At 36.3% G+C, this 13,738-nt stretch carries 13 protein-coding genes; 12 read left to right on the top strand and 1 reads right to left on the bottom strand.

Translation table 11 applies throughout. The features are described 5' to 3' along the window. Positions 1–30: 30 nt before the first annotated feature. The 8 genes from I580_RS03555 (at position 31) to thrB (ending at position 8,692) form a co-directional block, all read left to right on the top strand. Positions 31–1,473: an aminotransferase-like domain-containing protein gene (locus I580_RS03555; RefSeq protein WP_010772679.1), complete on the top strand. Its 1,443-nt coding sequence runs from the start codon at positions 31–33 to the stop codon at positions 1,471–1,473. A gap of 28 nt (positions 1,474–1,501) precedes the next feature. Further along, positions 1,502–2,227, top strand: coding sequence for a nitroreductase family protein (locus I580_RS03560; protein ID WP_010772678.1), 726 nt, complete (start codon positions 1,502–1,504; stop codon positions 2,225–2,227). Between the two features lie 112 nt (positions 2,228–2,339). Beyond that, entirely contained in the window at positions 2,340–4,064 is a 1,725-nt protein-coding gene (locus I580_RS03565; RefSeq protein WP_010772677.1) for a phospho-sugar mutase, read from the top strand. A gap of 78 nt (positions 4,065–4,142) precedes the next feature. Continuing rightward, positions 4,143–4,919 (top strand): pyrroline-5-carboxylate reductase, encoded by a 777-nt coding sequence (gene proC / locus I580_RS03570; RefSeq protein WP_010772676.1) that lies wholly within the window; start codon positions 4,143–4,145, stop codon positions 4,917–4,919. Between the two features lie 140 nt (positions 4,920–5,059). Beyond that, positions 5,060–5,347 (top strand): ArsR/SmtB family transcription factor, encoded by a 288-nt coding sequence (locus tag I580_RS03575; protein WP_034860432.1) that lies wholly within the window; start codon positions 5,060–5,062, stop codon positions 5,345–5,347. 133 nt (positions 5,348–5,480) lie between these two features. Continuing rightward, on the top strand, positions 5,481–6,770 hold the full coding sequence (locus I580_RS03580; protein WP_010772674.1) for a homoserine dehydrogenase: 1,290 nt from the start codon (positions 5,481–5,483) through the stop codon (positions 6,768–6,770). 3 nt (positions 6,771–6,773) lie between these two features. Then, on the top strand, positions 6,774–7,832 hold the full coding sequence (gene thrC / locus I580_RS03585; protein WP_010772673.1) for a threonine synthase: 1,059 nt from the start codon (positions 6,774–6,776) through the stop codon (positions 7,830–7,832). Continuing rightward, positions 7,829–8,692, top strand: a complete 864-nt coding sequence (gene thrB, locus I580_RS03590) for a homoserine kinase (RefSeq protein ID WP_010772672.1) — start codon at positions 7,829–7,831, stop codon at positions 8,690–8,692. Before thrC ends, thrB begins: the two co-directional genes overlap by 4 nt. A 53-nt stretch (positions 8,693–8,745) precedes the next feature. Here the strand turns inward: thrB and I580_RS03595 are convergent, their stop codons facing one another. Next, positions 8,746–9,603, bottom strand: coding sequence for a pyruvate, water dikinase regulatory protein (locus tag I580_RS03595; protein ID WP_010772671.1), 858 nt, complete (start codon positions 9,601–9,603; stop codon positions 8,746–8,748). A gap of 98 nt (positions 9,604–9,701) precedes the next feature. Between I580_RS03595 and I580_RS03600 the strand changes: the two genes are divergently transcribed. From I580_RS03600 to I580_RS03615, 4 genes are all read left to right on the top strand, one after another. Next, on the top strand, positions 9,702–10,130 hold the full coding sequence (locus I580_RS03600) for a Fur family transcriptional regulator (RefSeq protein ID WP_010772670.1): 429 nt from the start codon (positions 9,702–9,704) through the stop codon (positions 10,128–10,130). Between the two features lie 207 nt (positions 10,131–10,337). After that, entirely contained in the window at positions 10,338–10,514 is a 177-nt protein-coding gene (gene rpsU, locus I580_RS03605; protein ID WP_002356740.1) for a 30S ribosomal protein S21, read from the top strand. Between the two features lie 25 nt (positions 10,515–10,539). Continuing rightward, entirely contained in the window at positions 10,540–10,992 is a 453-nt protein-coding gene (locus I580_RS03610) for a GatB/YqeY domain-containing protein (RefSeq protein WP_010772669.1), read from the top strand. Between the two features lie 168 nt (positions 10,993–11,160). Then, positions 11,161–13,653 carry a hypothetical protein gene (locus I580_RS03615; RefSeq protein WP_010772668.1) on the top strand — a complete coding sequence of 831 codons (2,493 nt, stop codon included), beginning with the start codon at positions 11,161–11,163 and terminating at the stop codon, positions 13,651–13,653. Positions 13,654–13,738: the final 85 nt, after the last annotated feature.

Below are 13,738 nucleotides of genomic sequence, written 5' to 3' on the forward strand. Positions count from 1 at the left end.
GTATTAAAACTAAAAAAAGGAGTTAAAAGCATGTGGTCACTCAAAAAGGAAAAAGGAGTCCCAATATACGTTAGCATCATCGAGTTGGTACTATCTTACATAAAAAATGGAGACCTCCTTCCAGGGGAACGTTTACCTTCAGAGAGAAAATTAGCTGTATATTTGCAAGTCAATCGTTCAACTGTCGTCCATGCATTAGATGAACTTGTTGCTCTGGGATGGGTCGTCAGAAAACAAGGCAGTGGAACAATTGTTAACGAAGGAAAGTGGGGAATTAGTACAACCCCTAGAACGGATTGGCATCGCTATCTAGAACAAAATGTTTTTGCGAAAGTCGATCCTTACGTAGAGCAAATCGAGAGATTGATCAAGCAGTCAGGTAATGATATTTTAGATTTATACACAGGTGAGTTACCTTTAGATTTAATTCCAAGTTTTTCGTTTCCGCCACTGACATGGAAGCATTTTTTGGAAGAAGAACAACAAGACGATCTAGGGTACTATCCACTACGGCAAGCAATCAGTCATGAGACAGAGAAAGAATACGGTTTTTCACTTTCTCCTGAAAGTCTTTTGATCACTTCTGGCGCGCAACAGGCGTTATTCTTAATCTTACAAGTATTATTACAATCCGGCGACAGCGTTGCGATTGAAGACCCGTCCTTTCTGTATGCACTTCCAATTTTTCAAGCAGCAGGTATCCGTCTTTACGGTGTAGAAATGGATCAAGAGGGTATTGATCTGATAGCACTTGAAAAAGTTATCCGTCAGCATAGAGTCAAGATGGTCATGGTTAATCCATCATTTCAAAATCCAACGGGGAAAACAATGTCGATGAAACGCAGGAAAGCACTTATTGAACTGTGTCAGAAATACCAAATACCGATTATTGAAGATGATGTTTTTGCTAAATTAAATTTTGTTCCCTCAGATAAAGTTCAGCCGTTAAAAAAATTAGATCCTGAAAATGTGCTCTATATTGGTTCACTCTCAAAACTTCTCGGTTCTACAACTAAAATCGGTTGGCTAAGTGCGCCGACTTCTGTAAATCAACAATTGGCGGAAGCTAGAAAGATGATGGATTTTTCGTTAAGTATTTTCCCGCAAGTATTAGCAAATTTAGCGCTGACCGATGAAAACTTTCCAGCAAAGGTTGCTATTTTGAAGCAAAATTTAGAGCAAAGAGGAAAAGCTGTGTTTGAGTTATTGGATGAGCTACCAGAATGGCAAGTCAGTATGCCAGAAGGCGGTTTTTATATTTGGGCAAAATGGAGACGTGGAAAACTTCAGCCAAAAGACTGGGCTATTTTTTTGCAAGAAGGACTATTGATCGCACCAAGTTTCTTTTTTAGTGAAAATCAAGATAGTATTCGTATCAATTTTTCTAGAGTGGATGAAGTCAATTTTTCGTTATTTAAAACAAAATTACTAGAGGTTACCAAAAAAATAATAATGGATACAAACGCATTATGATAAAATGAAAGAGAAGGAGGGATTCAAAATGAACAAAACAATTGAGTTGTTAAGTAACCGGCGCAGTTATCGTGATTTTGACGAGAATCATGTTCTATCTCAAGAAAGCTTGCAAGCAATATTGGATGCAGCACGACAGGCACCGAGTTGGATGAATGGTCAATTTTACACGATTATCGTGATTCGAAATAGGGAAATCCGTGAACAATTAGTTGAATGGAATCCAGGAAATGCCCATATGAAGAAAAGCTCAGTCTTTTTACTTTTTGTTGGAGATCTTCATCGTACAAAGCTGGTCAGTGAAACGTATGGCAGTTCTTACCAAATTGATGACAGCATTGAACCAATCATCTTAGCAACGACGGATGCAGCCTTAGCTCTTGAAAATGCTGTTGTTGCTACAGAAAGCTTAGGACTAGGTTCGGTCGTTGTTGGGAGTATTCGTAAACATGGAAAAGAAATAGGTGAACTACTAGAATTACCTGAGCACATGTTTCCATTATTTGGACTAAGTATTGGAAGACCGATCGTCGAGATGAAGGTCAAACCGCGCCTACCTGAGGCTGCAGTTATCCACTATGATACGTATCACCCGTATTCCTATAGCCTGATTGAACAATATGATCAAACAATGGAACTATTTGGTGAAGCAAGAGAAACGAAGCGTTGGAGTCAAAAATTTTCCGATTATTTTGGAGCGGAATCTCAAACCCTGACGGACCAACTATTAAAAATGCAAGGCTTATTGAAGTAATTACCTAGATTAATTGAATAACTAGTTCTTTTCAGGCATTACTTTCCTCAAAAGCGTTGGAATGATATACTTACTAGTGGATAAGAAAACAAATGATAAAAGAGGTGCTGATATGTCTTGGGAACAAGTCTATGAACAGTGGATAAATGAAGAAAATATACCAGAAAATTTAAAAAATGAATTGAAAGATTTAAAAGAAGATCCTGAAAAATGTGAAGATGCTTTTTATGCACCATTAGAGTTTGGTACTGCAGGTATGCGCGGTATTTTAGGTGCTGGCATCAATCGGATGAATATTTTTACAATCCGTCAAGCAACTGAAGGTTTAGCACGTTTTATGGATGCTGAAGGGGCTGAAACTAAGAAACGAGGAGTGGCGATTGCTTACGATTCTCGTCATATGTCACCAGAATTTGCAATGGAAGCAGCCAAAACATTAGCTAATCATGGTATTCCTGCCTATGTTTTTGAAAGCTTACGTCCAACGCCTGAGTTGTCTTTTGCTGTTCGCCATCTTAATGCATTTTCAGGAATTATGATTACGGCATCTCACAATCCAGCAGCTTATAATGGATACAAAGTTTATGGTGCTGATGGAGGTCAAATGCCGCCAGCAGATGCAGATGCTTTAACAAAATATGTTCGTGAAGTTGAAAACCCGTTAAAAGTAGCTGTTTTGGCGGATGATCAGGCAAAGGAAAGTGATTTGATCACAATTATCGGTGAAGAAGTTGATGCGGCTTACTTGAAAGAAATCAAGACTGTAACTATCAATCAAGAACTGATTAATGAAATGGGTAAAGAATTGAAACTTGTTTATACACCTTTACATGGTACAGGGAAAATGCTTGGAGAAAAAGCGTTAAGGCAAGCTGGCTTTGAGAAATTTGTATTGGTTCCAGAACAAGCCATCGCTGATCCGGATTTTACGACTGTTAAATCGCCTAATCCAGAAGAACATTCGGCCTTTGAATATGCGATTCGTTTAGGTGAAAAAGAAGATGCTGATTTATTGATTGCAACAGATCCTGATGCCGATCGTTTAGGTGCGGCAGTACGTTTGCCTAACGGTGAATACCAAGTGTTAACGGGGAATCAATTAGGTTCGATCATGATCCAATACATTTTAGAAGCACACAAACAAGCAGGAACATTACCAGAAAATGCAGTTGTATTAAAATCAATCGTATCTAGTGAATTAGCTACGGCAATTACAGAGAAGTACAATACAAAAATGGTCGACGTTTTAACAGGATTTAAATTTATTGCAGAAAAAATCGAGCAATATGAAGAAGACAAATCCCAAACGTTCATGTTTGGATTTGAAGAAAGCTATGGATATTTAGTAAAATCATTTGTTCGTGATAAAGACGCGATCCAAGCACTGGTTTTATTAGCCGAAGTTGCAGCTTTTTATAAAAAGCAAGGAAAAACTCTTTATGATGGGCTACAAGATATTTTCAAAGAATACGGTTATTACGAAGAAAAAACAATTTCAGTGACTTTAAGCGGTATCGAAGGCAGTGAAAAAATAAAGGCTTTAATGAAAAAATTCCGTGAAGAAGCACCAACTTCATTTGCTGATACCAAGGTAACGCAAACGGAAGATTTCAAAGAATTAACTAGAACCTCTGCTGAAGGGAAAGTCGAAGTATTAACAACTCCACCATCAGATGTGCTAAAATATTTCTTAGAAGATGGTAGTTGGATTGCGATTCGTCCGTCTGGAACTGAGCCTAAAATTAAATTTTATTTGGCGACAAAAGCTGCTTCTCAAACAGAAGCGAATCAAAAAATCAATAATTTTGAACAAGCAGTTAATGCGTTAACAAAATAAAGTGATTAGGACTGAAAAAAACTGTATGGATAGTTGATTTCAGTCCTTTCATTTGTAAAAGTAGAAGGAGAGATAGAAATGAATATTGGCTTTATCGGAGCAGGGCATATGGGAAGTGCAATGATTGAAGGGCTTTTAAAAGCAAAAACAGTTGATCCTGAGAATTTATTCGTAAAAGGTGGATCAAGTGGCACAGCTGAAGCACTCCAAAAAAAGTTAGGCTTTCAATTGATCAAAGATTATGAGCCTTTTAAAACATGCCAGATTATTTTTATTGCGACAGGGGCTAAAATCGTTTTAGAAATTTTAAAACAAGCAGCACCATATATGTCAAAAAACACCATTCTTATTTCAGTTGCGACGGGGCATACTATAGAAGAAGCTCAAGCTGTTTTAGACAAAGACATTCATGTTGTCCACGCTATCCCTAACACGCCCGTTAGTGTCAATGCTGGGATGATCGGAGCTGCTTTTGCTAAAAATATGCCAAATGATACAAAATCTCAAGCAATTCATGTGCTGGAATCCTTAGGGAAAGTAGAGGAAGTTAGTGAGAATATTTTAGGAACATTTGGGACAGTTGCTGGATGTAGTCCGGCATTTGTTGATATTTTTATGGAAGCATTGGCTGATGGTGCTGTGTTAGAAGGAATACCACGTGCGCTTTCTTATGAAATTACTGCTCAAATGATGTTAGGCTCAGCTAAGCTAGCGCTTGAAAGTAAAAAACATCCTGGAGAGTTAAAAGATGGTGTAACATCACCTGGAGGTAGTACGATCAAAGGTGTGATGGCTTTAGAAAAAAATGGATTTAGATACGCTGTGATGGATGCTGTTAAACAAGCAAACAGTTAAAATAACATGAAATACAAGACAAGTAAGACTTTATTCTAAGTTGCACTTGTCTTTTACTAGTTGTGTAAGAAAAAATCTATCCGTTTTTGCCTAATATTTGCTATAATAAGCAAGAGGAAATCATGAAAGGAAGCTCAGCGATGAAAGAAATAGATGAAATTCAAAAAGTAAGTCAGTTGTATAAAGTGTTGAGTGATCCCACGAGATTGCGAATTTTACTATTGCTAAAACAAGGAGAATTAAATGTAACAGCGATAGGTGAACGTCTTTTAATGGAACAATCCGCAGTTTCCCATCAATTAAAGCTATTACGAGACAGCCATGTGGTAAGATCTAGACGCGAAGGGAAAATAATCTATTATACATTAGATGACCATCATGTTATCGATATTTTAAATCAAACATTTGAACATATCAAACACCAATAACTCACCTTTTCTAGGTTTCCTTTTGGGAAATTCAAAGAAAAGGGTAGTTTTTTTTACGTCAGTTGGGTATACTAGAAACATGTTTTATTAGAGAAAAATGAAATGTTTCTAATTTATAGTTGGAGGAAGAAGAATGAAGGAAAAATTGAAGATTGGGTTACTTGGACTTGGGACAGTAGGGTCTGGTGTTCCAACAATTTTACAAGAACATCAAGAGAAGATTTCACAAGTGACAGGGATGGAAATCACTATCTCAAAAGCCTTAGTGCGTGACGAAGAGGAAAAAAGACGTCTAGCTGAGAAATTTGATATTCAACTCACAACAACGATTGAGGATATTATCAACGATGATGAGATCAAGATAATTGTAGAATTAATTGGAAAAGTAGAACCAGCAAAAACCTTCATTACCAAAGCACTAGAAAATGGTAAACATATCGTAACTGCAAATAAAGACCTGTTAGCTCAGCATGGTAGTGAACTTGTGGCTTTAGCACAAAAAAATCACTGTGATCTTTATTATGAAGCAAGCGTTGCTGGCGGTATTCCTATTTTGCGGACGATTGCAAATAGTTTGGCTGCCGATAACATCCAAAAAGTATTAGGAATTGTAAATGGCACAACTAATTATATGTTGACGCAAATGGTGTCTGAGAAAAAATCATATGATCTAGCATTAAAAGAAGCACAAGAATTAGGGTTTGCTGAATCTGATCCAACGAATGATGTGGATGGTATTGATGCAGCGTATAAAATGGTAATTTTAAGTCAGTTTGCCTTTGGGATGAATATTCGATTAGATCAAGTTGATACGCGTGGCATTCGAGGTTTATCTTTAGACGACGTTGAAATGGCAGCTCAATTAGGGTATGAAGTAAAATTGATTGGTTCTTCCGAAAATCAAGAAGGTAGTATCGCAGTTGAGGTCGGACCGATGCTTGTAGCAAAATCGCACCCAATCGCATCAGTTCGTAATGAATTTAATGCAGTATTTATTGAAAGCTCTGGTGTTGGTGAATCGATGTATTATGGACCAGGAGCAGGAGCCAAACCAACTGCGACAAGTGTAGTTAGTGATATTATTACGATTGCTAAAAATATCCGATTAGGCACAACAGGGCACATGTTTAATGCTTATCAACACGATACTAAATTGGCAGAAGATGCTACGATTTCAGGAAAATATTATTTCTCAATCGAAGTACCAGACCGTCGCGGCCAAATTTTAAGATTAACACAGATAATGACTGAAGCAAATGTTAGCTTTGATCAATTAGTTCAACAAAAATCCGACGGAACGAGAGCAAGAATTGTTGCAATCACCCATACAATTACAAAAGAACAACTAAAACGAGTAATCAAAGAAATCGAAGCAACGGATGAATTTGAATTATTAAATACATTTAAAGTATTGGAGGACTAAAAGATGTACGAAGGATTATTAAAGCAATATAAAGATTATCTACCTATCACAGATCAAACACCCATGATTTCATTAGCAGAAGGAAATACACCATTAATTCCGTTGCATAGTTTGTCAAAAGAACTAGGAATCACTTTATATGGAAAATATGAAGGTCTAAATCCAACTGGGTCATTTAAAGACCGTGGAATGGTTATGGCAGTTGCTAAAGCCGTTGAAGAAGGAGCCAAGGCAATTGTATGTGCTTCTACAGGTAATACAAGTGCAGCGGCGGCAGCTTATGCTACAAGAGCTGGTGTAAAAGCATACGTTGTTATTCCTGACGGCAAAATTGCGATGGGCAAACTAGCCCAAGCAATCATTTATGGTGCAGATATCATCTCGATTCCAGGGAATTTCGATGAAGCATTAAAGGCTGTACGTGATATTGCTAAAACAGAAGCTGTTGCTCTTGTGAATTCAGTTAATCCTTATCGTTTGGAAGGTCAAAAAACAGCGGCTTTTGAAGTCTGTGAACAACTGGGACAAGCGCCAGATGTTTTAGCGATTCCAGTCGGGAATGCTGGGAATATTTCTGCTTATTGGAAAGGATTTAAAGAATGGCATGATAAAAAAGGAACCCTTCTACCAAGAATGCATGGATTTGAAGCAGAAGGCGCTGCTGCGATCGTAAAAGGTGAAGTGATCGAGCAACCTGAAACGATTGCCACAGCAATTCGAATCGGAAATCCAGCAAGCTGGAAATTGGCTGAAGCTGCACGTGATGAATCCAAAGGACATATCGATTCTGTTACAGACGAAGAAATTTTAAACGCTTATCGTAAAGTTGCGGCTCAAGACGGTGTATTTGTAGAACCAGGATCAGCTGCTTCTTTAGCTGGTGTAATTCAACATGTGAAAAGTGGGAAAATCAAACAAGGTGAAACCGTTGTAGCTGTTTTCACTGGAAATGGATTGAAAGATCCTGATACAGCAATCAATGCAACTGAAGTAAAAATCTCTAAAATGAGTGATTTAGAAGAAATGCGGATGCATTTACGTAATGGAGTGTCAGAACTATGAAAATAAGAATTCCCGCAACCAGTGCAAATCTAGGTCCGGGTTTTGACTCATGTGGTATTGCTTTGTCACAATATCTGAATATAGAAGTGTTAGAAGAGGCAAAAGAATGGAAAATCGTGCATACATTAGGTTCTGATATTCCAAGTGATTCGACTAATTTATTGATTCAAACAGCATTAAAATTAGCTCCTGATTTGTCACCGAAAGTTTTGAAAATGACGTCTGATATTCCCTTAGCTAGAGGATTAGGTAGTAGCTCTAGCGTGATTGTGGGCGGCATTGAACTAGCGAATCGCTTAGGCAATTTGAATTTATCTCAAAAAGAGAAAGTACAGATAGCGACTGAAATGGAAGGACATCCAGATAATGTGGCTCCTGCTATATGTGGAGATTTTGTCGTGGCCAGTTATGTTGATGGTCAAGTATATTCTGTAAAACATCACTTTCCACTGTGTGATGTAATCGCCTATATTCCTGATGTTCATTTATTGACATCTGAAAGTCGAAGTGTGTTGCCAGCTTCCATTCCTTATAAAGAAGCGGTACAAGCAAGTTCGATAGCAAATGTAATGATAGCTGCGATTTTAAATGGCAACTTACCTTTGGCTGGACTTATGATGGAAAAAGATCGCTGGCATGAAGCTTATCGTAAAAAATTAGTTCCACATCTAGATCAGATCCGAAATCTTAGTCAGAAAATCGGAGCTTACGGAGCATTTTTAAGTGGAGCAGGTCCAACAGTTCTAATTTTAACTCCAGAAGAAAAAACGGATCAAATGGTTCAAGAATTGGAAAAATTACCAATTTCGGCAGCAATCAATGTTATGTCGATTGATCAAGAAGGAATTCAAGTGTTTTAAAAAACTAAGTGCCTTGTAGAGAATATCTCACGGCACTTAGTTTTTTACTATAATTAAGCTTCAGGTGATTCGGTCGCATAATAACTATGATCTTCTAAATTCAACGCATTTAAAATCATTGAAGCTGTTTCCTCAATGGATAAAGAAGCGACGTTGATCACAACACAACCAAGTTTTTCATATAAATCATTAGCGAAAGCCAATTCTTTTCTGATTTTTTCAATATCTGAATAGGAAGTGTCAGCTGGTAGTCCGTATGTTCTCATCCGTTCCTTTCGAATACCATTCAAGATATCGGGATCATTCGTCAATCCCACGATTTTTTTTGGATTCGTTTCCCATAATTGTTTTGGTAAGTGAGCTTCAGGAATCAATGGCAAATTTGCCACTTTTAAATTTTTATTGGCTAAAAACAAACTAAGAGGCGTTTTTGAGGTTCTAGAAACCCCTAATAACAACACATCTGCTTCCAAGAATCCCCTTGGATCTTTCCCGTCATCATATTTTACAGCAAATTCCATTGCTTCGATCCGTTTAAAATAATTTTCATTCAAATGATGCAGCGCTCCAGGTTCTCTTGTGGGAGCAACGCCAGTAAGTCGTTCGATTTCAGCAACTGGTGGCGTTAGTATATCAAAGTGATACATATCATGCTTTTCAAAAAAATCGTTTGCAATCTTTACCAAACGATCATTGACGATCGTATGTAAAACCATGGCATTTTCACGTTTGGCATCTTCAAGTGCTTTTCTTAATTTATCTTCTTCTTTAGCAAATGTTCGTCTAAATAAAGAAAAGTCTACAGTAGGGTATTGAGCCATAGAAGCTGCTGCTAATTTTGAAGCTGTTTCACCAGCAGAGTCAGAAATAACAAAAATCGTTACACATTTTTTGGGTTCATTTGTCGTCATAGTTTGATTCCTCTCTTGCTTTTTTTATAAATTTATTATACCATACCTTCATAAATCTTATTCGTAATGGTTCTGATTTAAGTATTGGAGGTAATCAAATGACAAAAGGGAATTCCCAAGTAGAGCAGTCGCTAGCTGTGATGAAAAAACATGGCTTAAAATATACAAAAAAAAGAGAGGCCATGATTACATATCTTATTAGAAGAAATCGTTATATTTCTGCTAGAGAAGTCTATGAATTTATGAACGAAGAATATCAAGGTGTCAGTTACGATACTATTTATCGGAATTTACATGATTTCCAAACATTGGATTTATTAGAGACAACTGATTTAAATGGCGAGAAAAAATTTCGATTTCATTGTTGTCAAGAAGTAGGACATCATCATCATTTTATTTGTACGGTTTGTGGAAAGACAAAAGAAATTCATATGTGCCCGATGGATTTTTTTAAAGAACAATTGAGTGGGTGTGAAATCGAAGGACATCGATTTGAGATTTTTGGTCGTTGCGAGGACTGCAGATAACCATTTTTTTCAGAAAAAATCATGAATATTGCATATGTGTGTAAAACTTTACTCATTTTGGCACTTTTTTATGCATTTTTTCAATACAAAGGTTGACGTTAAAATAACCATTCGATATAATGTAAAAAGAACGGTATTTTATTTATGTGTAACAATTCATAAATATAAAAAACGGTTACTTTTTAAGCTCGGAGGGAGGGAATTAACATGTCAAAAACTGTCGTTCGTAAAAACGAATCTCTTGACGATGCTCTTCGTCGCTTCAAACGTTCCGTTTCAAAAGCGGGTACTTTACAAGAATCTCGTAAACGTGAATTCTACGAAAAACCAAGTGTAAAGCGTAAGAAAAAATCTGAAGCAGCTAGAAAACGTAAAAAATTCTAGTTTTCGATGAATTGGAGTTGGTTGTATGTCATTACTAACAACATTGAATGATGATATCAAAACAGCTATGAAGTCAAAAGATAAAGATACTTTATCTGTTCTTCGTATGTTGAAAGCAGCCATTCAGAATGAGCAGATTAAAACGAACCGTGATTTGGACGGGGAAGAAGAGCTATCAGTTTTATCTCGTGAGATGAAACAACGTAGAGACTCTTTATCAGAGTTTGAAAAAGCGGGACGTGACGATCTTGCTGACAAAGTAAAAATCGAAATCACAATTGTTGAAAAATATATGCCTAAGCAACTGTCTGATGAAGAGATTCGTCAGATTGTTCAAAGGGTAATTGATCAGACCGGAGCGACTTCATCGAAGGAATTTGGTAAAGTCATGGCTGCTGTGATGCCTCAACTGAAAGGTAAAGCAGACGGAAATCAGGTTAACACAATTGTAAAAGAGTTATTACAAGAGAGAGAATAAGGCAACCAGCAGATATTTATCTGCTGGTTTTCTTATTCTCTTTCTTGTTGAAGTGTCGTCTAATGTGATCTTCAGAAGATGGAATTAAATAATAATAAAAAATAAATGGTATTTTTATGAAATAAATGTTATAATTATTTCGTTAATTTTTTTTATTTGGAGGAAAAAATGAGAAGAAAAATATTTGTTAAGTTTTTTGTAGTGTTTGGCATGTTTTTAATATTCGGTATGATTTTGAATAGGACAATCACAAGAATAGCAGCATCAGGATCTGATAATCAGGAGACAACTGTTTCAGAAAAGAATACTCAATACATAAGGGATTCTAAACAAAAAAAAAATCAAAACATAGACAGTAGGAATACAACAGAAAATGAGATTGCAATAACGTTAACTGAAACAGACAATTATGGAAAACCTTTGGAAGATGTTGGGGTTATATTGCAAAGCAAGATGAATAACGGGACATGGACAACTTTTAATAACGAAAGTACTATGAAAACAGATTCGAATGGTCAAATTGTATTGCCGGAAACATTAGTAAAACTAATTAAGGAAAAAGGTGGAAAAGAGGATAATTTAGCCTTTCGTTTTAGAGTGGTTTCTGTGCCAGCAGGTTATGTTGAACCACCAGCTTATAGTGGGATAGACAAGGAGACGACAGCTAATACAGGGGAACTATTGCATGGGTTCATATCTGATGTGATGACTATCACTTCTGAAACGAAATTGGATTATAATGCGAGAATGTACAGTAATCTGAGCTCTAGTAAAATTTTACTGAATAACCCTTACTTTTATTATGGCAATAATACGACGAATATTCCAGGATGGTATATGTTTATTGGTACTTGGGGGTTTCAGTTAGGAGCAAGTCCTATTGGTCCAGCACCTCAGGCTTCTGATACCACGCAAAAATGGGAGGCTATACCCTTAGAGCTGAATAATAATATTAACGAATGGGATTTTAAAAATGTGTTAAAAAAAAAATATACTGTCAATAATCCTACCCATAATGATAATTTAGGGGAATTAACTAGTCCAAAGTATGATGAAAATAACAAAACTTTATATTTTGATTATAATACAGAAAATGCAATGAATAAAAGTGATCTAGGCGTTGTACTCGCGCAAAATGTAGTAGTAGAACCGAAGACATTTTTAAGATTTGGTATGTCTTATCGTTTGCCTGGAAATGGAGCTAATGCTGAAGAAGTTGAAGCTCGAATACACAACTGGAAATATTTCTCTGGAAATGGTGGGAATGTCCAAAAGGGTATATCAGATAACCAAAAATGGAAAGATATTTATGTTGAAAGGGAGATTGGAGGTACAACTGGATTAGCTACTGTTAGTTTGCGGTTAAAATTACCTAAAGAAAAAGTTGGTTGGGCAGAAATAAAATCTCTATGGGTGGAAACAGGACCAATTGCTAGTAGTGGATTAAGTACTGAGAACACTGGAGAACCCAAACCAGTAACCGTAGAGTATTATAAAGATCAGACAAAAGATGAGTCATTTGATATTTCGGCTACTAGTTTAGGTCGTTCTTGGTCTACCCAACTAAAATCATACTCAGATGGTTATGTTTTAGATTACGCTACCTTAGATGGAACAAAAATTACGACGACTCCAATTGATGGGGTTTTTAAAACCTCTGCTCAAACAGTTAAATATTATTACAGAAAACCTAAATATAAATTAGTTGCTGAAGATGTTACTTGGGAGAATCAGCCAGTAAATACAGTAGCACCATCAGCTAAGCTATTTGACAATAAGGTTTATGTCTATGATGAGGATACAAAGTTAGAAGCCATCGACTCAAGCAAGTTTGATACGACTATAGAGGATTATGATAGTAGTACCTCCGGATCAAAGTCTTTTAAAGTGAAATTTAAATCAAAGTCTGAGCTTAACACGAAGTATCCAGGATTAGGTGATAATGACACTGCTTATGGGAAACTGAATACTACATTTTATTCAGTATTAAGTGCAACAGCTATTAATCAAACTAATTATTTAGGTGATAATCAGCCAACTGCTGAGAAGATAAAAAAATGGGTGAAAGATGTTCAGATTGATGGAAAAGATGTAAAAGATATTTATACCGTTGAATTGTTAGATGCTTGGGATAGTACTAAACTTGAGGAAAAGAGTTATAAAATCAAAGTCTCCAGCGGAAGTTTATCTGAAACACTCTCAGTCAAAGTAAACTATATACCTAGCGGGAATTTATCTCTCACTATTCCCAATTTGTTAGAATTTGAAAATGTACCGAAACAGTCAAAGAAAAAACAAATAATTGCTAGAAGAAATAATCAATGGAAAGTAACAGTCGAAGATCAAAGAAATAATACTGTTCGATCAGACTGGCAACTTTCAATGCGAATTAAAGATGATTTTTCTTTTGAAGAAAATGGTCAAAAGCGTGTATTAAAAGATATTCTAATTTTTAAAGATACGACTACAAGTGAGCCGGTTATTATAAATAGTGAAAATTATCCTATTTTAAAGAGTACCAATGATTTACCAAATGAAACAACAAAGAGTTGGTCAGCGGACACGGGGATGTTATTAGAATTGAATCAATCGAAATTAGCGATTGCCCGAAATGGTGACTATCAAGCGACATTAGAATTTACCCTTGAAAACGCGCCATAAAGATAAAGAATTAAGAAGATATTAAGAACCTTACTAGATCGATGATAAAGCAAGAAACTGATTCAGACGTATTCTAGTCTCTAGA

It is taken from the genome of Enterococcus caccae ATCC BAA-1240, assembly GCF_000407145.1.
Taxonomy (GTDB): Bacteria; Bacillota; Bacilli; order Lactobacillales; family Enterococcaceae; genus Enterococcus_L; species Enterococcus_L caccae.